We start from the raw sequence: 21,289 nt of genomic DNA, 5'->3' as shown, positions 1-21,289 counted from the left end.
GCCTGGGTGTCGACTAGGAATCCGCTGGACGTCGGTCCGCGGGCAGCTCGACCCGGAAGGTCGCGCCGCCTCCCGGCGTCGGGTGGTGCCGGACCGTCCCCTGGTGGCGGCCCACGATGGCGGCCACGATGGCCAGGCCCAGCCCGGTCCCGCCCGAGGCCCGGCTGCGGGACTTGTCGGCGCGGTAGAAGCGCTCGAAGACCCGCTCGGCGGTGTCCTCGTCCAGGCCGGTGCCGTGGTCGCGCACCTCGACCACGACGGTGTCGTGCACCCGGCCGAGCGCCACCTCGACGGCCGTCCCCGCCGGGGTGTGGGCCAGGGCGTTGGCCACCAGGTTGGTGAGGACCTGCCGCAACGCGCCGTCCTCACCCACGACCTCGGGCGTGACGTCGGGCGGCGCGCCGTCGAGGGGCACGAGGTGCACCGTCCGGTCCGGGGCCCGGACCCGCGCGTCCTGCACGACGTCCGAGGCCAGCACGGTCAGGTCCACCCGGGTCGGCACCATCTGGGGCTCCGAGTCCCACCGGGTCAGCGTCAGGAGGTCTTCCACGAGCCGGGTCATCCGGGTCGCCTCGTCCTCGATGCGGCGCATCGCCCCGGCGACGTCCTCGGGGTCGGACATCGCCCCGAAGCGGTGCAGCTCGGCATACCCCTTGACCGTGGCGAGCGGGGTGCGCAGCTCGTGCGACGCGTCGGCGACGAAGTCGCGCATCCGCTGCTCGGAGGCCTCGCGGACGGCGAAGGAGTGCTCGATCCGCGCGAGCATGCGGTTGAGCGAGTCCGACAGCGAGCCGACCTCGTCCTGGGCGCCGTGCGCGGGGATGCGGCGGGCGAGGTCGCCGCCGGCGATCGCGGCGGCGGTGTCCTCCATGCGGGTGAGAGGGCGGAAGGCGCGGCGTACCGCGAACCAGCCCAGCACCCCGACGACCACCATCGTGGTGAGCCCGATGACGATGGTGAGGAAGGCCAGCTGCCGGGTCGTGCTGTCGACCTCGTCGAGGGGGAGGGCGACCGCGATCGTCCCCGAGACCAGCCCCTGCTCGTTGTCCAGCGGGAGGGCGAGAACCCGCCAGGTCCCGACGCCCTGGTCGCTGCCGACGGTGAACGGCTCGCCGAGGCGGTCGTCGTCGATGCCGACGCGCCTGAGGGCCGGCGTGTCGTCCATGCCGCGGGAGGCGAGGGAGACCGGAGGGGCGGACTCGTCCAGAGGGGTGAGCAGGATGTAGTAGCTGTTCGGGGGCAGCCACAGCTCCGCGCTGGTGTCCTGCCGCCCGGTGGCGTCCTCGAGCAGCTGGGCCGAGACCCGCTCGGCCAGGGGCCTGATGTAGGTCTCGAGGTCGGTGTCCACCCGGTCGACGAGGTAGCCGCGCAGCATGGTGATCGTCACCGACGTCGTGAGCAGGTACGCGGCGAGGACGAGGAGCACCAGCACCGTCACCAGGCGGCGGGTGAGGGAGAGGCGGTGGAGCTTGGTGTAGGCGGCGCGGCGCAGGTGCTGCAGCACGGAGGGGTATGCCGCCTCAGCGCGGCTCGCGCAGCACGTAGCCGACGCCGCGCTTGGTGTGGATGAGGGGTTCGCCCACGACGTCGATCTTGCGGCGCAGGTAGGAGATGTAGGACTCGACGATGTTCATCTCGCCGCGGAAGTCGTAGTCCCACACGTGGTCCAGGATCTGGCTCTTGGACAGCACCCGGCCCGGGTTGAGCATGAGGTAGCGCAGCAGCTTGAACTCGGTGGGGGAGACCTCGATGACCTTGCCGGCCCGGCGCACCTCGTGGCTGTCCTCGTCGAGCTCCAGGTCGGCCACCCGCAGCGCGTGGTCGTCGCCCTCGTCGGCGACCCGGGTGCGGCGCAGCACGGCCCGGATGCGGGCCACGACCTCCTCCAGGCTGAACGGCTTGGTGACGTAGTCGTCGCCGCCGACGGTCAGCCCCTTGATCTTGTCGTCCAGGGAGTCCTTCGCGGTGAGGAAGACGATCGGCAGGTCGAGCCCGCGCTCGCGCAGCGTGCGGGTGACGGTGAAGCCGTCCATGTCGGGGAGCATGATGTCGAGGACGGCGAGGTCGAAGTCGTGCTCGCCGGACAGCTGCAGGGCGCTGCGTCCGTCGGGCGCGGCGTGGACGGCGAAACCGGCGAAGCGCAGGCTGGTCGTGAGCAGCTCGCGGATGTTGGTCTCGTCCTCGACGACGAGGAGCGTGGCCTCCGGCTCGGTCTGGCTCGCGGTCATACACCCATGGTGCGCGCGCACCCTGGAGGTTTCCTGGGAATCCCCTGCGCGCGCCCTCTCGCACCGGACGCGGGCTCAGGCTCCACCGGACGTCTGTTCCGACTCCACCGGACGCGTGGTTGGTGCGCTCCGGACTCGCGATGGGTGCGTCAGAGACCCGACCGTGCGCTCGGTGTATGCCGACCACGCGTCCGGTGCGTGCTGGCCACGCGTCCGGTGCGTGCTGGCCACGCGTCCGGTGCGTGCTGGCCACGCGTCCGGTGCGTGCTGGCGACGCGTCCGGTGCGGGAGGGAGGGGGCGGTCAGGCGGGGTCCGGGGTGGCGGCGTCGAGGTCGTCGGCGTCGACGATGCGGTAGGCGTAGCCCTGCTCGGCGAGGAAGCGCTGGCGGTGGGCGGCGAACTCGGCGTCCACCGTGTCCCGCGCGACCAGGGTGTAGAAGTGCGCCGTGCGGCCGTCGCCCTTGGGCCGCAGCACCCGGCCCAGCCGCTGCGCCTCCTCCTGCCGGGACCCGAACGTGCCCGACACCTGGATCGCGACGCTCGCCTCCGGCAGGTCGATGGAGAAGTTGGCGACCTTGCTCACGACCAGCAGGCTGATCTCGCCCTCGCGGAACTGCCGGAACAGCTCCTGGCGCTGCGCCACGGTCGTCTCCCCGGTGATGAGCGGGGCGTCCAGGCGTCCGGCGAGCTGCTCGAGCTGGTCGAGGTACTGCCCGATGACCAGCGTGGGCTGGCCCGCGTGCCGCGCCACCAGCTGCTGCACCACCGCGTCCTTGGCGGGCGCGCAGGCGGCGAAGCGGTAACGCTCGTCCGGCTCGGCGACGGCATACGCCATCCGCATGGAGTCGGACAGGCTGACCCGGACCTCGACGCAGTCGGCGGGAGCGATGTAGCCCTGCGCCTCGATGTCCTTCCACGGCGCGTCAAAGCGCTTGGGCCCGATGAGGGAGAACACGTCGGACTCCCGGCCGTCCTCGCGCACCAGCGTGGCCGTCAGGCCGAGCCGGCGCCGCGCCTGCAGGTCGGCGGTCATCCGGAAGATCGGCGCGGGCAGCAGGTGCACCTCGTCGTAGAGGATGAGGCCCCAGTCACGGGCGTCCAGCAGGTCGAGGTGCGGGTAGACGCCCTTCCGCTTGAGCGTCAGCACCTGGTAGGTCGCGATGGTGACGGGGCGGATCTCCTTGCGGGACCCGGAGTACTCGCCGATCTCGTCCTCGGTCAGCGTCGTCCGCCGCAGCAGCTCCTCGCGCCACTGCCGGGCGCTCACCGTGTTGGTGACGAGGATCAGGGTGGTCGTCGACGAGCGCGCCATGGCCCCGGCACCGACGAGCGTCTTGCCCGCGCCGCAGGGCAGCACGACCACGCCGGAGCCGCCGTCCCAGAAGCCGTCGACGGCCTGCTGCTGGTAGGGCCGCAGCGACCAGTCGGCCTGGTCCAGCCCGATCGGGTGCGCCTCGCCGTCGACGTAGCCGGCGAGGTCCTCGGCGGGCCAGCCGACCTTGAGCAGCTCCTGCTTGAGGTGGCCGCGCTCGGAGGCGTGGACCCGCACCGTGTCGTCGTCGACGCGGTCGCCGACGAGCGGCTGGATCTTCTTGTGCCGCAGCACCTCCGCCAGCACGGCACGGTCGGTGGTCCGCAGGAGCAGGACGGGCTCGTCCTCGCCTGCCACGGTCTCCTTGGTGAGCGTCAGCCGGCCGTACCGCGCCATCGTCTCGGCGACGTCCACCAGCAGCGACTGCGGCACCGGGTAGCGGCTGTGCTCGATGAGGGAGTGCACGACCTGTTCGGCGTCGTGCCCAGCGGCGCGCGCGTTCCACAGGCCGAGAGGGGTCACCCGGTAGGTGTGCACGTGCTCCGGAGCGCGCTCGAGCTCGGCGAAGGGCGCGATGTCGCGCCGCGCCGCCTCGGCGCTCTCGTGGTCGACCTCGAGGAGGAGGGTCTTGTCGGACTGGACGATCAGGGGGCCGTTCATCGTGCGCTCAACGGTATGCCGCCCCTCCCGCATTCCGCGCGTCGCCGACGGCACGGCGCGGACGGGCGGTGATGACCATCTGCGGCGCCCGGTAGGGACGGTGGCCACCACAGAGGGCGCCCGGTAGGGACGGTGGCCACCATCTGCGGCGCTCGGTGGGAGCAGTCCGGGCGCGGGGCTAGACTGGTGGCGAACGACATACGCGCTCCGGGGTCGGTGCAACTCCGAGCCGGCGGTGACAGTCCGCGACCCGACCGCAGCCAGCGGCCGGTTGACCTGGTGGAACTCCAGGACCGACGGTGAAAGTCCGGAAGGGAGGCAGCGCGGGTCGACGGGTCCTCCCGTCGCCACCCCGTCGGGCCGTCGGCCCGACCTCGGCGACGGCCCCGTCCCGACCTCGTCCTCCCTCACGCCCCCCGGGCACCGACCGGGAAGGACGTGAGGTGACCGCCACCCAGCAGTCGACGATCGCCGACGCCGCCCTCCGACGCGCCCTGGACCGTGGCGTCGACCTGGCCCGCCTGGGCCCCGCCCGCGACCCGAACCCCCGCGTCGGGTGCGTCCTGCTCGCCCCCGACGGCTCCGTCGTCGCCGAGGGTGCGCACGGGGGCGCCGGGACTCCTCATGCCGAGACCGCCGCCCTGGCCGCCGCCGGACAGGCTGCCCGCGGGACGACCGCCGTCGTGACCCTCGAGCCCTGCGCGCACCACGGCCGCACCCCGCCGTGCGCCGCTGCGCTGGTCGAGGCGGGCGTCGCCGCGGTGGTGTATGCCGTGCCGGACGTCACCACCGCGGGTGGCGGTGCGCAGGTGCTCGCCGCCGGCGGGGTGGAGGTGCGTCAGCAGCCGCACCCCGGGGCCGAGGACCTGGTCGCCGACTGGGCCCGCGCCGCGCGCCTGGGCCGCCCGCACGTGACCTGGAAGATCGCCAGCACCCTGGACGGCCGGGTGGCCGCCGCCGACGGCACCAGCCGGTGGATCACCTCGCCGCAGGCCCGCCGGGCCGCGCATGCCGTGCGCGAGCAGGTCGGTGCCGTGCTCGTGGGCACCGGCACCGCCCTCGCGGACGACCCCTCTCTCACCGCCCGGGACGACACGGGGGCGCTGCTGCCCGAGCAGCCGCTGCGCGTCGTCGTGGGCACCCGCGACCTGCCCGCAGGGTCCCAGCTCTCCCGGGGCCTCGCGGGCGCCGCCCCGACAGCCGACCGCACGAGCCCTGCCGACACACCGCACCCCGGCGAGGTCGTCCACCTGCGGACCCACGACCCGACGGAGGTGCTCGCCGACGTGCGCGCCCGGGGCGTCCACAGCGTGCTGCTGGAGGGTGGGCCGACCCTCGGCGGTGCCTTCTGGCGGGCCGGGCTGGTCGACGAGCTGCTGGTCCACCTCGCCCCCGCCCTGCTCGGCGCCGGCCCTCACGCCATACCCGACCTCGGCATCGGCACCATGGCCGACGCCGCCCGTCTCGAGCTGGTCGAGGTGACCCGGCTCGGCCCCGACCTGCAGCTGCGGCTGCGCCCCACCCGCCCCGCCCAGGAGGAATGATGTTCACCGGCATCGTCGAGGAGCTCGGCACGCTCGTCACCCGGACCGACGGCCGTGACGCCAGCGTCGTCGAGATCCACGGCCCACAGGTGGTCGCCGACGCCACCCACGGCGCCTCGATCAGCGTCAACGGCGTCTGCCTGACCGTGACCCGGCACACCGACGAGGGGTTCGAGGCCGACGTCATGGCCGAGACCCTCGCGGTCACCACGCTCGGCGCGCTCACCCCGGGCGACCCGGTCAACCTGGAGCGCTCGCTGCCCGTCCCCGGCCGGCTCGGTGGCCACATCGTGCAGGGCCACGTCGACGGCACGACGACCGTGCTGTCTCGCACCCCGGGGGAGAAGTGGGAGGTGGTGAGGCTGGCGCTGCCGCCGCACCTCGCGCGCTACGTCGCCCACAAGGGCTCGGTCGCCCTCGACGGGGTGTCGCTCACCGTGTCGGCGGTGGGGCCGGACTGGTTCGAGGTCTCGCTCATCCCAACCACGCTGGAGCTCACGACGCTCGGCCGCCGGCGACCCGGCGACGCGCTCAACGTCGAGGTCGACGTGCTGGCCAAGTATGCCGAGCGCCTGCTCGACCCGGAGCTGGCCCGGTGAGCGCGGCGAACGTCCCGCTGGCCCTCGCGGCGCTGCGGGAGGGACGCCCGGTCCTGGTGCTCGACGACGAGGACCGGGAGAACGAGGGCGACGTCGTGCTCGCCGCGCAGACCCTGACCCCGGCGTGGACCGGCTGGGCGGTGCGGCACAGCTCGGGCTTCCTGTGCGCGCCGATGCCCGCGGAGGTCGCCAACCGCCTCGACCTGCCGGTCATGGTGCGCGACAACGAGGACGAGCTGCGCACGGCATACACCATCACCGTGGACGCGGCCCAGGGCGTCACGACCGGCATCAGCGCCGGCGACCGGTGCCGCACCGCGCGGGTGCTCGCCGACCCCGAGAGCGGGCCGGCCGACCTGCGGCGCCCCGGTCACCTCATCCCGCTGCGCGCCCGCGCCGGCGGCGTGCTGACCCGGCCCGGGCACACCGAGGCGACCGTCGACCTGTGCCGACTGGCCGGCCTCGCGCCGGTCGGCGTCATCGGCGAGCTCGTCGACGACGAGGGCGAGATGCTGCGCGGGCCGCAGGTGCACGCGCTGGCCGCCGACCACGACCTGCCGGTCCTCACCATCGCCGAGCTGGTGGCCTACCGGCAGCGGCACGACCGGGTGGAGCGGGTGGCCAGCTCCACCCTGCCCACCGAGCACGGCGAGCTGGTCGTCCACGGCTACCGCGACCTCGTCACCGGGACCGAGCACCTGGCGCTGCTGGGCCGCCCCGACCCGGGCCCGAGCCCGCTGGTGCGCGTGCACTCGGAGTGCCTGACCGGCGAGGCGCTGGGGTCGCGCCGCTGCGACTGCGGGCCGCAGCTGCAGGACGCCCTGGCCCGGGTCGCCCGCGAGGGCGGCGTGGTCGTCTACCTGCGCGGCCACGAGGGGCGGGGCGTCGGCATCATCGACAAGCTGCGCGCGTATGCCGTGCAGGACGAGGGCCTCGACACGGTCGCCGCGCAGGAGGCCCTGGGGTTGCCGGTCGACGCGCGGGACTACACGGCCGCCGCGGCGATCATCGAGGACCTGGGCCTGGCCGGGCGCCCCCTGCGCCTGCTCACCCACAACCCGGACAAGGTCGCGGCCCTCACCGCCCACGGGCTGACCGTCGCCGAGACGGTGCCCTCCGGGCGTCCCGCGCCCGCCGAGGCCGCGGCATACCTGCGCACCAAGGTCGAGCGGCTGGGGCACCTGCCCCACCTGTCGGCCGAGGCGGCGCATCCCCCGACCGGTCCTTCTGGACATCGGTTCCTGGGCGACGGGTCCCAGGAACCGGTGTCCCGGAGTCACGAGCCCCGCACGACCCACGAGAGCAGGAGCACAGCATGAGCGGCCACGGAGCACCCACCATCAGCGTCGACGGGCGCGGCCTGCGGGTCGCCGTCGTCGCCGCCTCGTGGCACACCACGGTCATGGACGGCCTGCTGGACGGGTCCCGACGGGCGCTCGCCGAGGCCGGCGTCGAGGACGTGCGTGAGGTGCGGGTGCCGGGCAGCTTCGAGCTGCCCGTCGCGGCCGCCCGCCTGGCCCGGGACGGGTATGACGCGGTCGTCGCCCTCGGCGTCGTCGTCCGGGGCGGGACCCCGCACTTCGACTACGTGTGCCAGGCCGCGACCTCCGGGCTCACCCAGGTCAGCGTGGACACCGGGGTGCCGGTCGGCTTCGGTGTCCTGACCTGCGACGACGAGGCCCAGGCGCTGGACCGCGCGGGCCTGCCCGGCTCGAGCGAGGACAAGGGGCACGAGGCGGCCACCGCCGCCGTGGCCACCGCCCTCGCGCTGCGCTGAGACACGCGGCGACGGCCGCACCCGACACGCCCGGCCCGACCGGCTCAGGCGCGCACGTGAACGCCGGGGCCGACGACACGCCCCTACCGATCGGCTCAGGCGCGCACGTGAACGCCGGGGCCGATCCGACGGGTCGTCCGGATGCCGGCCTGCCCTGGCGGCATCTGACAGGCTGACGACATGACGCGCACGCTGCCGATGACCGAGCCGACGACGGGGATGCCGGAGCGCGTCACGATCTACGAGGTCGGGCCGCGGGACGGCCTGCAGAACGAGAAGTCCGTCGTGTCCACGCAGGTCAAGGCCGAGTTCGTGCGGCGCCTGCTGGCCGCCGGGCTGACTACGGTCGAGCTCACCAGCTTCGTCCCGCAGCGGTGGGTGCCCCAGCTGGGCGACGCCGAGGAGCTGCTCGATCTGCTGGGTGAGGACGGGCTGGGTCAACAGCGACCCGTGCTGGTGCCTAACGAGCGCGGGCTGGACCGCGCGCTGGAGCAGGGCGTCACCTCCGTCGCGATCTTCGGCAGCGCGACCGAGACCTTCGCGCTGAAGAACCTCAACCGCTCGGTGGCCGAGTCGGTCGAGATGTTCGCGCCCGTCGTGAAGCGCTCCCTCGACGCCGGCGCCTGGGTGCGCGCCTACGTCTCGATGTGCTTCGGCGACCCGTGGGAGGGGCCGGTGCCGGTCGAGCAGGTGGTGGACGCCTGCTCCCGCCTCATGGACCTGGGCTGCGACCAGCTGTCGATCGGCGACACCATCGGCGTGGGGACGACCGGCCACGTGCTGCGGCTGCTCGACGCCCTGGACGACGCCGGCATCGGTATGGAGCAGGTCGCCGTCCACTTCCACGACACCTACGGCCAGGCGCTCGCCAACACCATGGCCGCGGTCCGACGGGGCGTGCGGGTGGTCGACGCCTCGACCGGGGGGCTCGGTGGGTGCCCCTACGCGAAGTCGGCCACCGGCAACCTCGCGACCGAGGACCTGGTGTGGGCGCTGGACGGGCTCGGCATCGAGCACGGCGCCGACCTGGACGCCCTCGTCACGACCAGCACCTGGATGGCCGAGCAGCTCGGCCGCCCCGCCCCCTCGCGGGTCGTCAAGGCGCTCGCTGGCGACTGAGCCGTCACGGCGGCGCTCGGTGGGGCGGAGGGCAACCATGTGCGGCGCCCGGTGGGGCGGGGGGCAACCATGCGCGGCGCCCGGTGGGTCCGGGGGCAACCATGTGCGGCGCCCGGTGGGGCGGGGGGCAACCATGTGCGGCGCCCGGTGGGGCGGGGGCAACCACGCGCGGCGCCCGGTGGGGTGGGGGAGGTCAGGTGCCGGTGATGTCGCGGCGGCGGTAGCCGACCGCCCCGAGGGCGACCAGCGCGGCGGCCAGGCCGGTCATCCCCAGGACGACGGGCCAGTCCATGTCCTCCACCGGCAGCTGCGGCAGCGGCGCCCACGGGGTCAGCTCGGTGAGCCACTCCGGCAGGTCGAGCGCGGCACCGACCCACACCATGACGAGGCTCCACCCGACGACCACCCAGGTCACCCACGCCAGCCTCGGCGCCCACCCGTGCGCGAGGACGGCGATCCCGAGCACCACGAGCCCGCCCGGCGCCAGGGCTGCCCCTGCGCCGGCCACCTCCCCGACGACGCCCCAGGAGCCGCTGGTCCGCGCCTGGTTGAGCGCCATGACCGCCCCGACCGCGACGAGGAGCAGCACCGGGACCAGCGCCGCGACGACGAGGTATGCCGTGAGCAGCCGCCCGCGGGTGGCGCCGGTCGAGAGCACCAGCTCGGCGTGCCCGCGCTCCTCCTCGGCCGCGAGCCGGGAGAACAGCTGCACCGCCACCACCGCCACGAGCACCGCGACGATCGAGAGCATCGCCACGAAGAACGCGTCCACCAGCTGCTCGGCGCCGGCCCCCATGCGCTCGAACATCACGCCGAGCTGGGGCACCTGCTCGAGCAGGTCGCCGAAGGTCGTCGACAACGACCCCATGGCCAGCGCGAAGAGCAGCAACCCCACGGTCCACCCGATCACCTGACCCCGCTGCAGCCGCACCGCCAGGGCACCCGGGCTGGCCAGGGACCCGGCAGCCTCGGCGCGGCCCCGCCGCGCCGCCCACAACCCCGCACCGTGGTCCCGCCGCCGCTCCAGGACCACGGCCAGCGCCACCAGGACGAGCGCTGCCAGCAGCGGGAGCAGCAGCACCCACCAGCGCTCGTCGGCATACGGCCGGGTCAGCGCCATCCACTGCACCGGCGACGCCCAGGCCAGCTCGCGCACCCCCTCGTCGGTCGAGCCGTCGGCCACCGCGCGCAGGGTGTAGGCCGCAGCCAGGGTCCACAGGCCCAGCGCCGTCGCGGTGCGCGCCGAGGCGGTGAGCTGGGCGGCGACCGCACCGACGCCGACGAAGGTGGCGCCGACCAGCGCCAACCCCGCACCGAAGGCCACGGAGCCGACGACCGGCTCCCCGACCAGGGTCATGGACACGGCCACCGCGAGCCCCAGCGCGGCGCAGGCGAGGAGCGCGACGAGCACCCCGGCCGCCAGCGGCGCGTGCCGACCGGTCGCGCCCGAGCGCAGCAGCTCGGTGCGCCCGTCCTCCTCCTCGGCGCGGGTGGACCGGACCACGCCGAGCACCGCCATGATCCCGGCCATCGCGGCGACGAAGGTGCCGACGCGCCATACCGTGAAGCCACCGGCGGTGGTGAGGTCGACCGGCGGCCCGAGCATCGCGCGCATCGTCGGGTTGTTCTCCATCGTCGCGATGAGGAGGTCGGCGTTGCGGGGGTCGACGATCTGCTCGTAGGCCGCCGCGGTGAGCGGCACGACGACGGTGAGCGCGAGCACCCAGGCCAGGTAGAACCACCGGCTGCGCCGCAGCGCCAGCCGCACCAGGGTGCCCAGCCCGGTCATCGGCCCGACTCGTCGTAGTGCCGCAGGAAGAGCTCCTCCAGGGTCGGGGGCGTCGAGGTGATCGAGCGGATGCCCAGCGCGGAGAGCCGCGACATCACCGCGCCCAGCTCGGTGTCGTCCACCTGGCAGGTGAGGCGGTGGCCGTCGAGCTCGGCGTCGTGCACGCCCGGCGCCGTGGCGAGGCCCTCCGGCACCGGCACCGCCAGCTCGGCCACGACGAGGGTGCGGGTGAGGTGCCGCAGCTCGGCGAGGGTGCCGGACTCGACGATCTGGCCGGACCGGATGATCGAGACGCGGTCGCAGAGGTGCTCGACCTCGGACAGGATGTGGCTCGACAGCAGCACCGTGCGGCCCCGTCCCCGCTCGTCCTCGACGACGGCGCGGAACTGCGCCTCCATGAGCGGGTCGAGCCCGCTGGTCGGCTCGTCGAGCAGCAGCAGCTCGACGTCGGAGGCCAGCGCCGCGACGAGCGCGACCTTCTGCCGGTTGCCCTTGGAGTAGGTCGTGCCCTTCTTGGTCGGGTCGAGGTCGAAGCGCTCGAGCAGCGCGGAGCGCCGGGCCGGGTCGAGGCCGCCACGCAGCCGCCCCAGCAGGTCGATGACCTCGCCACCGGTGAGGTTGGGCCACAGTGCGACGTCGCCGGGCACGTAGGCGAGGCGGCGGTGCAGGGTGGGCGCGTCCTGCCAGGGGTCGCCGCCCAGCAGCCGGGCGGTGCCGGAGTCGGCGCGCAGCAGCCCCAGCAGCACCCGGATCGTCGTCGACTTGCCGGAGCCGTTCGGGCCGAGGAAGCCGTGCACCTCGCCGGTCGCCACCTCCATCGTCAACCCGTCGAGGGCGGTGGTGCTCCCGAACCGCTTGGTCACCTCCCGCAGCTCGATGGCGCTCATGGTGCGGACGCTACTCCTGCAGCGTGGTCCGTGGGGAGGATCGCGCAGCCGGTGTCCGGACAGGAGGAGCACCCCCTGCACGGAGGGAGGCGCGACCGTGCCGACCGGTCCTACAGTGGTGACGTGGACATCGTCACCGAGGGCGGTCCCAGCGCGAGCGAGTACCTCCCGCCTGCGCACATCCGGGTGCTCGCGCTCGCGCTGATCCGGCACCCGTCGTCGGGGGCCATCTTCGTCACCGAGTACCTCGACCCCGCGCGCGGCGAGAGCCTGCACCGCCCCGCGGGCGGGGGCATCGAGTTCGGGGAGACCGCCCAGCAGGCGTTGCGGCGCGAGTTCCGCGAGGAGTTCGCCACCGAGATCGAGGTCGGGGGGCGGGTGGCGGTCCTGGAGAACATCTTCGTCTTCAACGGCCGCCCCGGGCACGAGTGGGTCGTGCTGCACGAGGCGCGCTTCCTCGACGACGCGTTGCTCGGGCCGGGTCCGCACCCGGTGCTCGACGCGCCCACCGACCTGGGGGTATGGCGCCCGCTCACCGGCACCGACCTGCCCCGCCTCGTCCCGGACTCGCTCGCCGACGTCCTGTGAGGCACACCCGCCCGGGCACCTCTTCTTGACGCGGCGGCAAGTGTCGTGGGTGGGCCGACCCCAGGCTCACGACATACCGTGAGGCCATGAAGTCAGGCATCGACCGTGAAGAGATGAGCACCGACGTGCGGCCGCAGGACGACCTCTTCGGCCACGTCAACGGCGGGTGGCTCGCCACCGCCACCATCCCCGAGGACCGCTCCCGCTACGGGTCCTTCGACATCCTGCGGGAGAACGCCGAGACCGCCGTGCGCGACCTCATCGAGCAGGCCGCGCAGACGCAGCCCGCGCTGGACACGCCGGCCGGCAAGGTGGGGGCGCTCTACGCGAGCTTCATGGACACCGAGCAGGTCGAGCGGACCGGGCTGACCCCGCTCACCGACCCGCTGCGGCAGATCGCCGGGGTCGAGGACGTCAGCGGCTTCGTGCGGCTCTCCGCCCGGCTGCAGCGTGAGGGCGTCGACGGGCTCACGCACATCTGGGTGACCGCCGACGCCGGCGCCCCGGAGAGCTACATCGCCTACCTCCACCAGGGCGGCATCGGCCTGCCCGACGAGGCCTACTACACCGCCGACGAGCACGCGGCCGTGCGCGAGGCCTACCGCAGCTACCTCACCCGGCTGCTCGAGCTCGCCGCGCCGGTCCTCGCCGAGGCCGGCCTGGAGGGGGTCCTCGGGGACGACGCGGTGGACCGGGTCTACGCGCTGGAGGAGCGGCTGGCCGCGGCTCACTGGGACCGGGTCGCCGCCCGGGACGCGGTGAAGAGCTACACCCGCCTCACCCGCGCCGAGCTCGCCGAGCGGACGCCGGGGATGGACTGGGACGCCTTCGCCGAGGGTCTCGGCGCGCCGGAGGGCTCGCTGAACGCCCTGGTCGCGCGGCAGCCCGACGTCCTCGCCGCGCTGGGCGAGGCGCTGGCGCAGGCGCCCCTGGCCGACTGGCAGGCGTGGCTCGTGGTGCGGCTGCTCGACTCGCTGGCGCCCTACCTCACCGAGGACATGGTGGCCGCGCACTTCGACTTCCACGGTCGCGCCCTCTCCGGCACCCCCGCCAACAAGGAGCGGTGGAAGCGCGGTGTGGGCCTCGTCGAGGCGCTGCTGGGCGAGGCCGCCGGGCAGCTCTACGTCGAGGCGCACTTCCCGCCGGCCGCCCGCGAGCGGATGAGCGAGCTCGTGGCCAACGTCACCGAGGCCTTCCGCCGCCGCATCGGCGAGCTGGAGTGGATGGGCCCGGAGACCCGTGCCCGCGCCGAGGAGAAGCTCGCGAGCTTCCGCCCCAAGATCGGCCACCCGGCCACCTTCCGCGACTACACGGCCTACGAGCTGGACCCCGCCGACCTGGTCGGCAACGTGCGTCGGGGCGCCGCCTTCGAGACCGACCGCGAGCTCGCCAAGGTCGGCGGGTCGATCGACCACGACGAGTGGCTCATGACCCCGCAGACGGTCAACGCGTACTACCACCCGATGCTCAACGAGATCGTCTTCCCGGCCGCCATCCTGCAGCCGCCCTTCTTCGACGTCGACGCCGACGACGCCACCAACTACGGCGGCATCGGGGCGGTCATCGCCCACGAGATCGGGCACGGCTTCGACGACCAGGGTAGCCGGTACGCCGGTGACGGCTCGCTCACCGAGTGGTGGACCGAGGCCGACCGGGAGGCCTTCGACGCCCGCAGCCGTCGGCTCGTCGAGCAGTTCGACACCCTCTCCCCGCGGGACATCCCGGGCGGGACCGCGACGGTCAACGGCGGGCTCACCGTCGGTGAGAACATCGGCGACCTGTGCGGGCTCGAGCTGGCCCACCTGGCCTACACCATCGCCACCGACGGCGCCGCGCCCGAGGTCGACGGGTGGACCGGTGACCAGCGCTTCTTCCTCGGGTGGGCCTCGGTATGGCGCACCGTCGCCCGCGAGGAGGAGGCGCGCCGGCTGCTCTCGATCGACCCGCACGCCCCGGCCGACCTGCGGGCCAACACGGTGCGCAACGTCGACGCGTTCCACACGGCGTTCGGCACCCAGGAGGGCGACGCGCTCTGGCTCGAGCCGGAGGACCGGGTGCGCATCTTCTAGCCGCCGCCCGGCACCGGCTCAGCGGTACAGCTGTGGCGCGGCCTCGCGCAGCTGCGCGTCCAGGGCCGGCGCGAGGCTGCGCATGTAGGTCGCGGTGACGTGGCTGTGGTCGCTGTAGACGACGACGTCCCCGGCCACGGCCGGGCACGTCGTCGCCGTGCAGATCTGGTCGACGACGTCGACGAAGGTCACGTTGGTCGGCAGGTCGTCCCGGCCGACGTAGGGCGGGGTGTCGCGGTAGCCGGCGTCCCGCGGCATGGCGCAGGCCTGCGGCTCACCGGGGTGCTCGGCCAGGCAGTCGGGGACGTCCTGCGGCATGCGGGCGGTGTCCCGCAGGCCCACGACGTCGATCCCCCGCTCGCCCAGCTCGCGCCATACCTCGACGAACCCGCGCGAGACCTGCTCCGACCCCGGCTGCGTGGTCGACCCCAGGGTCACCACCACGTCCGGGTCGAGCTCGGCGACGGCGTCCAGGAAGCCGTCGTTCCAGGCCACGCAGCTGTCGGTCGGGGCGGCGTCGGTCCGCTCGGGGTAGGCACCGGTGTTGGTCGTCAGGTGGCAGCCGGACCGGCTGGCCACGACGAGGTCCCAGCCCTGCTGGTCGGCCACGACCTCCAGGGCGGGCACGAACTGCACGACGTGCGACCCGCCGGTGACGACCACCGTGTGCTCGGCACCCGGCGCGGTGCCCGGGCAGACCAGGACCTCCGAGGCGGCCTCGGTGTCCTCGAAGCCCTGGATGCACCCCTGGCCGTAGACGTCGGCGTTGTCCTGCGGCGCCGCGGCCAGCGCGGGGACGGGCGTCGCACCGGTGTTGCCGAACCCGGGCTCGTCGAGCGCCGCTGCACCGGGGTGGGCGGGGGAGTCCTGGGCCGCCTGCGCCAGGGCGGCCTCCCGTTCCCGCACCAGGGCCGCCGTCCAGGTGCCCACCAGGCCCGCTGCGAGCGCGACCACCAGGGCACCGACGGCGACGACGCGCCACGGCCGTCGCATCGGCGAGGCGGTGACCGGGCGCTCCACGAGGGAGTGCGTCAGCTGCGCCAGCAGCACCGAGGCGGCGATGACCAGCGCCCCGCCGGCGAGGCCGAGGCGCTCCTGGCCGGTGACCACGAGGGTGTAGACGACGATCGGCCAGTGCCACAGGAAGAGCGGGTAGGCGATGTCGCCGACCCAGCCCAGCAGCCTCCCGGACAGCCAGTGGTCGGCCCCCCACCGGCTGCCCGTGGTCCCCGCCGCCATGACGAGGGCGAAGCCGCCCACCGGCCACAGCGCCCACGGGCCCGGGAAGAGCGCCCCGCCGTCGAGGACCAGTCCCGAGCTGGCGACCAGGCCGACCCCGGCCCAGCCCAGCAGCAGCCGCAGGGCGCGCGGCAGCCGGGCGTCGAGCGCCAGCAGCGCCACCACCCCGCCCAGCGCCGGCTCCCACAGGCGGGCGCCGGTGTGCAGGTAGGCCACCTGCTGGTCCGCGTGGTGCAGCCACGCGGCATACCCGAAGGACGCCACGGCGACCGCGCCGACGGCCCCCAGCAGCACCCACCGGACCCCGCCCCGCACCGCCCGCGCGCCGAGGACGGCGAGCACCACGACCACCGGCCACAGGAGGTAGAACTGCCCCTGCACCGACATCGACCAGAAGTGCTGCAGCGGGCTCGTCGAGGCGCCGGCCGCGCCGTAGCCGAGCTGGGAGGCGATGAGCTCCCAGTTCTCGGTGTAGGTCAGGCTTGCGCGCACCTCCCGGCCCAGCTGCACCCAGCGGGTCTCCGGGAGCAGGAGCCGGCCGGCGACCCACGTCGCCGCGAGCACGAGCACGGCCGCGGGCAGCAGCCGCCGGGCGATCCGCCCGAGGTAGCGGCCGAGGTCGACCCGGCCGCCGGTGCGCACCGCCTCGCGGGCCAGCATGCCGGTGAAGAGGAAGCCGGAGATGGCGAGGAAGACGTCGATGCCGCCGGAGACCCGGCCGTCGCCGAAGACGTGGAAGAGCACGACCAGCGCGATGGCCAGGCCGCGCAGCCCGTGCAGCTCGGGGCGGTGCCGCGCCGCCAGGGACGGGTGGTCGGCCGGGCCGACGCCCTGGTGGCCCGTCCCGGCGCCACCGTCGCGCGCCTGCGACCCGGAGCCGTCCGGTGCCCGGTCCGCGGACGCGCGGGTCGCGCCGTCCTCGGCGCGGGGGCGGCCCGTCCGGTCGGCGGTGCGGCTGGGGCTCACTGCGCCGGGCTCACCCTCGTGATCCGGTGCAGCAGGAAGGTGCGGGTGACGTCGGCGTCGCCCACGCTCGCGCGGACCCGGCCGCCCTCGACCGCCAACGGCCGCACCAGGTGGGTGGCGACGCCGCCGGCGTCGTCGGCATACCCGATCCACAGCGCCTGGCCGTCGACGGCGGCCTCGCGCACCGTGGCGCTGACGACGACGGGGTCGGTGCTGCCGTCGCCCGCGCCGCCCTCGGCGCTCGCGTCGCCGCGCCGCATCACCCCGACGACCTGCCGCGCGACCGTCTCGTCGACCCCGCTGACCCGCACCGCCGGCGCCGTGGTGCGCGGGGCGCGGTGCCGCTGCGCCGACAGCGCGAGGCCGCCGTCGGCGCCGTCCGCGACCGGGCCGTACTGCTCCTCGCGCAGCAGGTCCATCACGGTCGGCGCGGCGACGGGGGAGACGAGCACGGTCGGCGCGACCCGCCGCCACTGCAGCATCCCCAGCGCGCGGTCGTGCTCGATGCGGTCCAGCAGCGCCGCGTCGTCGCAGCGGAGGTAGGCCGCGCACGCCCCCACCCGGGCCACCCCGTGGCGCCGGGCGACGTCGCGCACGAGGTAGTCCAGCGGCTGGGGCACGCCCGTCCGCGACACCGCGGCCAGCTCCTCCAGCACCCGGTCGGCGGTCCAGCCCAGGTCGAGGGCTCGGCGCACGCTCTGCTCGCCGAAGCGGTGCACCGTCGCCCCGCCGCGGGACTCGACATCGCTCACCAGCCGCAGCAGGGTGCGCGCCGGGCCGTCGAGGCGCCCCGGCGCGATCGCGGTGAGGTCGGCCTGCAGCAGCACGTGGTCCACCGCGGGCGGCACCAGCGGCTCCATGAGGGCGGCGGCCGGGTCCCCGGCGACGACCGCGCGGCCGGGCGTCGACAGGGCGCCGCGGCCGGTGACGCCCGCCCACTCGGCCTCGCGCAGCACGGTGGCGGGCCCGACGCCGTGGTCACCGGTGGACCGGGCCGAGCGCAGCGGGTGCCGCCACCGCAGCAGCTCGGTCAGCGGCTCCTGCCCGCCGACCGCGCCGGGCGGCAGGCTCGCCAGGGCGCGCAGGGTGTCGTGTCGGCGCTGCCGCGCCAGGGGGTATGACGTGGCGGTCGACAGCGCGTTGACGCGCCCTCCCTCGGTGGTCCCGACGAGGCTGGGCGCGGCGGAGGTGGTCCACCACGCCTCGGCCAGGGTGGCCCACCGGGCCCCGGCGTCGTCGGTCAGCCAGTCGTCGGCGAGCGCGGTCGGCGCCCAGACGGCGAAGCCCTCCTCCCGGGTCTGCTGCCGGCCGTCGTCGACGGCGAGCAGCCCGGCGGCGTGCGACGTCTCCAGCAGCCAGGCGACCTCGTCGGTGCCGGTCTCGAGGTGGGCGGCCAGCCGGGTGAGGTCGCGCACCGCCAGACCCCCCGAGCGCAGCACCCGCGGCGGGCGGGCCCCCCACTCCTCGACGACCTCGGTGACGAGCACGAGGAGCTCGGCCGCCCTACCGCCGGACGCGGCGTCCACGACCTCCTGGTCCAGCGTGGTGTGCTCCACGGCCGGGGGGTCGACCGCCGGGTGCCGGTGCAGCCGGCCGCCCCGCAGCGCCAGCGCCACCTGGCGGGGGAGCAGCACGTGCGCGTCGTCCTCCCGCTCGAGCAGACCGGCCTCGACGAGCTCCTGCGCGGCGACCGACACCGGCGAGGCCTCGCCCTGCTCGGGCACCGCCGCCACCGCCCCGCGGGCCGGGCCCCAGGTCAGGGCCTCGAGCAGGCTGCGGTGGCGGGGCTGCAGCCCGCTGAGCGCGGCCTCCAGCTCTGCCCCCGTCGGCACCCCGGACCCCACCGGGCCCAGCCCCCCGGGCACCCCGACGACGTCCCCCACGGCCCGCGCCGGCCGCATACCCTCCGGGGAGCGCCAGCACAGGGCCAGCCCGTGCAGCTCGGCGACCAGCGCCGCGGCCCGCTCCTCGTCGGTGCCGAGCAGGTCGGCGACGGCGGCCGTCGACGCGGGGGCCGCCACGATCATCGCCTCCAGCGCCTGCAGGTGCGCCAGGTCCAGGGCTTCCAGCGCCCGCTGCACGCTGGCGCGGGTGGTGGCGCGCCCGGTGAGGGCGGTGACGTCGGCCGGCGCCGGACGCGCCAGGTCGGGCCGGGCCTGCAGCAGCCGGGTCAGCTCCTCGTCGGTCCGGGCCCGCAGGTCGTCGGCGAGCGAGCGGACGGGCGGCTCAGTCAAAGAGGGCCTCGTAGACCTGCTGGAACCGCCGGAACCGGTCGGTGTAGTAGGGCCGACGGGCGTAGTCGGGGGTCAGCGTCGCACCGCGCACGGGCCGGGCCCGGCGCACGTCCGGGGCCAGGCTCTCCAGGGCGAGCAGCGCCGTGCCGTGCAGCGTCGAGCGCTTGATCGTCACCGGCGTCACCGGGGTGCGCATCGCGTCGGCCATGATCTGCATGAGCTCGGGGCGGTCCGAGGCGACCGAGCCGCCGGCGTAGAGCTTCTCCGGCTGCGGGGCGACCTCGCGCAGCTGGCTGGCGATCCGGGCGTAGGACAGGGCGATCCCCTCGACCACCCCGCGGTAGACCTCCGCGGGGGCGGACGCCGCCGTCACCCCGGTCACGACGGCCCGGGCGTCCGAGGCCCACCCGGTGCTGCGCTCGCCGGTGAAGAACGGCAGCACGAGCGGCGTCGTGCTGTGCGGCTCAGCGGTCAGCGCCCCGGAGAGCGCCTCCGGCCCGACCTGGTCCACGGCGAGGGTGACGTCGGCCCAGGCCAGGGCCCGGCCCACGTCGTTGAGCGCGCCGCCGAGCAGGGCCCGGTCGTGGGAGACGCGGTAGCACCACAGCCCCGGCGGCAGCGTCTCGGGCATCTCCCGGACCAGCACGCGCAGCGCGCCGGAGGTCGCGCACGAGGCGGCGATGGCCGTCTCGTCGTGCGCGCCCAGGCCGACGTTGGCGGCGAGACCGTCGGTGATGGGGGCGTACCAGCGGGCGCCGACCAGCGCCGGCCAGTCCTGGGCGATCCGCTCCACGTGGGTGTCGGCGACCTCGACCGGCTCGTCCAGGTGGTGGATCGGGGGGAGCCGGTCGGTGTCGATGCCGCAGATCTCGACGAGCTCGGGGTACCACTGCGCGGTGTGCCGGTCCACCAGGCCGGTCCACGACGCCGTCGAGGTGCCGGTGGCCGTGGTGCCCGTCAGGGCGAGCAGCAGGTAGTCGCCGAGGGAGAGGAAGGTGGCCGCCTTCTTCATCACCTTGGGGCGCTCGGCGGCCAGCCAGCGCAGCCGCGCGGGCCAGTAGCTGGAGTGCACCCGGGTGCCGGTGCGCTGCTGCAGGTTCTCCTCGGACAGCTCCTCGCGCAGCTCGCGCACCTGGTCCGCGCAGCGGCCGTCGGCATACGTGAAGCACGGGGTGAGCGGCGCCCCGTCCGCGTCCACGACGACCAGGGAGGAGGCGAAGGTGTCGATCGCGACACCGGCCACCTGCTCGTCGCCGAGCGCGCCGAGCAGGTCGTCGATGATGGTGCGGACCTCGTCGACGAGCTGGTCGGGGTCGATCTCCGAGGTGCCGTCGGCGGCGACGGTGAAGGCGTGCGAGACCTTGGCCCGCTTGCCCACCGGGCGACCCTGCGCGTCGTAGACCATGCCCCGGCTGGCGGTGGACCCGACGTCGACCGCCAGGACCAGCGGCGGGACGGCGTCCTTCAGCTCGATGTCGAAGTTCGAGGCCATGAGCCCTCACTCTAGGCGGAACGGCGCGGATCACCGGCATCGGTCGGCCCGCCCGGGCCTCCGTGCGACCATCGGGGCGTGCACCCCTCGACCGCGCTGGCCACCGTCCTCGTCGACGAGCTGGTACGCGCAGGGGTGCGGGAGGCGGTGCTGTCGCCGGGGTCGCGCTCCGCGCCGCTCGCCTACGCCCTGGAGGAGGCGGACCGCACGGGACGGTTGCGGCTGCACGTCCGCATCGACGAGCGGAGCGCCGGTTTCCTCGCGCTGGGGCTCGCGCGCGGCGGCGGCGCGCCCGTCCCGGTCGTGACGACGTCGGGGACCGCGGTCGCCAACCTGCACCCCGCGGTCCTGGAGGCGCACCACAGCGGGGTCCCCATCATCGTGCTCTCCGCCGACCGTCCGGCCGAGCTGCGCGGCACCGGGGCCAACCAGACGACGGTGCAGCCGGGCATCTTCGCCGGCGCGGTGCGGTGGGAGGTCGACCTGCCGGCACCCGAGGCGGTCACCGCGGGCGCGGGCGCCCACTGGCGCTCGACGGTATGCCGCGCGCTCGCCGCCGCGGTGTCCACCGGTGGTCCCGGGCGGGGGCCGGTGCACCTCAACGTGTCGTTCCGGGACCCGCTGGCGCCCGGGCTCGCGCCGGCCGGGGCCGGTGGTGGTTCGGCCGACGCCGACGCCGACGCCGACGCCGAGCCCGGCGCCGACGGGCTGACCGGCCGGCCCGGCGGCGCCCCCTGGGTGACGGTGTCACCGCCCGCGGCACCGGGAGCGGCCCCGGTCGACCC

The 21,289-nt window shown here is 75.0% G+C and carries 16 protein-coding genes and 1 riboswitch; of the genes, 8 read left to right on the top strand and 8 right to left on the bottom strand.

The window, feature by feature from the left end; all coding sequences use genetic code 11:
- Positions 1 to 13 precede the first annotated feature (13 nt).
- The 3 genes from EUS26_RS15035 to EUS26_RS15025 form a co-directional block, all read right to left on the bottom strand.
- Positions 14 to 1,504 (bottom strand): sensor histidine kinase, encoded by a 1,491-nt coding sequence (locus tag EUS26_RS15035; RefSeq protein WP_238149022.1) that lies wholly within the window; start codon positions 1,502 to 1,504, stop codon positions 14 to 16.
- 16 nt (positions 1,505 to 1,520) lie between these two features.
- Positions 1,521 to 2,228, bottom strand: a complete 708-nt coding sequence (locus EUS26_RS15030) for a response regulator transcription factor (protein WP_130014648.1) — start codon at positions 2,226 to 2,228, stop codon at positions 1,521 to 1,523.
- Between the two features lie 302 nt (positions 2,229 to 2,530).
- Positions 2,531 to 4,201: a DNA repair helicase XPB gene (locus tag EUS26_RS15025; protein WP_130014647.1), complete on the bottom strand. Its 1,671-nt coding sequence runs from the start codon at positions 4,199 to 4,201 to the stop codon at positions 2,531 to 2,533.
- A 198-nt stretch (positions 4,202 to 4,399) separates the two neighbouring features.
- A riboswitch (FMN riboswitch) is annotated at positions 4,400 to 4,530 on the top strand.
- Between the two features lie 114 nt (positions 4,531 to 4,644).
- Between EUS26_RS15025 and ribD the strand changes: the two genes are divergently transcribed.
- From ribD to EUS26_RS15000, 5 genes are all read left to right on the top strand, one after another.
- On the top strand, positions 4,645 to 5,745 hold the full coding sequence (gene ribD / locus EUS26_RS15020; RefSeq protein ID WP_130014646.1) for a bifunctional diaminohydroxyphosphoribosylaminopyrimidine deaminase/5-amino-6-(5-phosphoribosylamino)uracil reductase RibD: 1,101 nt from the start codon (positions 4,645 to 4,647) through the stop codon (positions 5,743 to 5,745).
- Positions 5,745 to 6,344 (top strand): riboflavin synthase, encoded by a 600-nt coding sequence (locus EUS26_RS15015; protein WP_130014645.1) that lies wholly within the window; start codon positions 5,745 to 5,747, stop codon positions 6,342 to 6,344. The genes ribD and EUS26_RS15015 overlap by 1 nt, the downstream gene beginning before the upstream one ends.
- Positions 6,341 to 7,663 (top strand): 3,4-dihydroxy-2-butanone-4-phosphate synthase, encoded by a 1,323-nt coding sequence (gene ribB / locus EUS26_RS15010; RefSeq protein ID WP_130014644.1) that lies wholly within the window; start codon positions 6,341 to 6,343, stop codon positions 7,661 to 7,663. Before EUS26_RS15015 ends, ribB begins: the two co-directional genes overlap by 4 nt.
- Positions 7,660 to 8,121 carry a 6,7-dimethyl-8-ribityllumazine synthase gene (gene ribH, locus EUS26_RS15005; RefSeq protein ID WP_130014643.1) on the top strand — a complete coding sequence of 154 codons (462 nt, stop codon included), beginning with the start codon at positions 7,660 to 7,662 and terminating at the stop codon, positions 8,119 to 8,121. The genes ribB and ribH overlap by 4 nt, the downstream gene beginning before the upstream one ends.
- 180 nt (positions 8,122 to 8,301) lie before the next feature.
- Positions 8,302 to 9,240 (top strand): hydroxymethylglutaryl-CoA lyase, encoded by a 939-nt coding sequence (locus EUS26_RS15000; protein WP_130014642.1) that lies wholly within the window; start codon positions 8,302 to 8,304, stop codon positions 9,238 to 9,240.
- 193 nt (positions 9,241 to 9,433) lie between these two features.
- On the opposite strand, the gene EUS26_RS14995 is transcribed toward EUS26_RS15000, so the two are convergent.
- The gene (locus tag EUS26_RS14995; RefSeq protein ID WP_130014641.1) at positions 9,434 to 11,029 is read right to left on the bottom strand and encodes an ABC transporter permease; all 1,596 of its coding nucleotides are present in this window, start codon (positions 11,027 to 11,029) and stop codon (positions 9,434 to 9,436) included.
- Positions 11,026 to 11,916: an ABC transporter ATP-binding protein gene (locus EUS26_RS14990; protein ID WP_130014640.1), complete on the bottom strand. Its 891-nt coding sequence runs from the start codon at positions 11,914 to 11,916 to the stop codon at positions 11,026 to 11,028. Before EUS26_RS14990 ends, EUS26_RS14995 begins: the two co-directional genes overlap by 4 nt.
- A gap of 123 nt (positions 11,917 to 12,039) precedes the next feature.
- On the opposite strand from EUS26_RS14990, the gene EUS26_RS17160 reads away from it, so the two are divergent.
- Positions 12,040 to 12,504, top strand: coding sequence for an NUDIX hydrolase (locus EUS26_RS17160; protein ID WP_238149021.1), 465 nt, complete (start codon positions 12,040 to 12,042; stop codon positions 12,502 to 12,504).
- Positions 12,505 to 12,590: 86 nt separating this feature from the next.
- A complete protein-coding gene (locus EUS26_RS14980; RefSeq protein ID WP_130014639.1) occupies positions 12,591 to 14,573 on the top strand; it encodes a M13 family metallopeptidase in 1,983 nt (660 codons plus the stop codon).
- Positions 14,574 to 14,591: 18 nt separating this feature from the next.
- On the opposite strand, the gene EUS26_RS14975 is transcribed toward EUS26_RS14980, so the two are convergent.
- Genes EUS26_RS14975 through EUS26_RS14965 form a run of 3 tightly spaced genes read right to left on the bottom strand, consistent with a single transcriptional unit; the run spans position 14,592 to position 20,504 of the window.
- Positions 14,592 to 16,778, bottom strand: a complete 2,187-nt coding sequence (locus EUS26_RS14975) for an acyltransferase family protein (RefSeq protein WP_165368645.1) — start codon at positions 16,776 to 16,778, stop codon at positions 14,592 to 14,594.
- Complete coding sequence (locus tag EUS26_RS14970; protein WP_130014637.1) at positions 16,775 to 19,012, bottom strand: helicase-associated domain-containing protein; 2,238 nt, start codon at positions 19,010 to 19,012, stop codon at positions 16,775 to 16,777. The genes EUS26_RS14975 and EUS26_RS14970 overlap by 4 nt, the downstream gene beginning before the upstream one ends.
- Positions 19,005 to 20,504 (bottom strand): gluconokinase, encoded by a 1,500-nt coding sequence (locus EUS26_RS14965; RefSeq protein WP_130014636.1) that lies wholly within the window; start codon positions 20,502 to 20,504, stop codon positions 19,005 to 19,007. The genes EUS26_RS14970 and EUS26_RS14965 overlap by 8 nt, the downstream gene beginning before the upstream one ends.
- A gap of 78 nt (positions 20,505 to 20,582) precedes the next feature.
- Here EUS26_RS14965 and menD point away from each other — a divergent pair.
- The coding region (gene menD, locus EUS26_RS14960; protein WP_130014635.1) for a 2-succinyl-5-enolpyruvyl-6-hydroxy-3-cyclohexene-1-carboxylic-acid synthase at positions 20,583 to 21,289 on the top strand (707 nt) is incomplete at its 3' end.

This window comes from Serinicoccus sediminis (assembly GCF_004153545.1).
In the GTDB taxonomy this organism is placed as follows: Bacteria; Actinomycetota; Actinomycetes; order Actinomycetales; family Dermatophilaceae; genus Ornithinicoccus; species Ornithinicoccus sediminis_A.
This window is presented reverse-complemented; position numbering and strand designations above follow the sequence as displayed.

Excerpts from the sequence above, each read along its gene's own strand:
- EUS26_RS14980 (WP_130014639.1), top strand. The coding sequence starts at position 12,591 with ATGAAGTCAGGCATCGACCGTGAAGAGATGAGCACCGACGTGCGGCCG.
- EUS26_RS15015 (WP_130014645.1), top strand. The coding sequence starts at position 5,745 with ATGTTCACCGGCATCGTCGAGGAGCTCGGCACGCTCGTCACCCGGACC.
- ribH (WP_130014643.1), top strand. The coding sequence starts at position 7,660 with ATGAGCGGCCACGGAGCACCCACCATCAGCGTCGACGGGCGCGGCCTG.
- EUS26_RS15030 (WP_130014648.1), bottom strand. The coding sequence starts at position 2,228 with ATGACCGCGAGCCAGACCGAGCCGGAGGCCACGCTCCTCGTCGTCGAG.
- EUS26_RS14995 (WP_130014641.1), bottom strand. The coding sequence starts at position 11,029 with ATGACCGGGCTGGGCACCCTGGTGCGGCTGGCGCTGCGGCGCAGCCGG.
- EUS26_RS15025 (WP_130014647.1), bottom strand. The coding sequence starts at position 4,201 with ATGAACGGCCCCCTGATCGTCCAGTCCGACAAGACCCTCCTCCTCGAG.
- EUS26_RS14965 (WP_130014636.1), bottom strand. The coding sequence starts at position 20,504 with ATGGCCTCGAACTTCGACATCGAGCTGAAGGACGCCGTCCCGCCGCTG.
- EUS26_RS15000 (WP_130014642.1), top strand. The coding sequence starts at position 8,302 with ATGACGCGCACGCTGCCGATGACCGAGCCGACGACGGGGATGCCGGAG.
- EUS26_RS14990 (WP_130014640.1), bottom strand. The coding sequence starts at position 11,916 with ATGAGCGCCATCGAGCTGCGGGAGGTGACCAAGCGGTTCGGGAGCACC.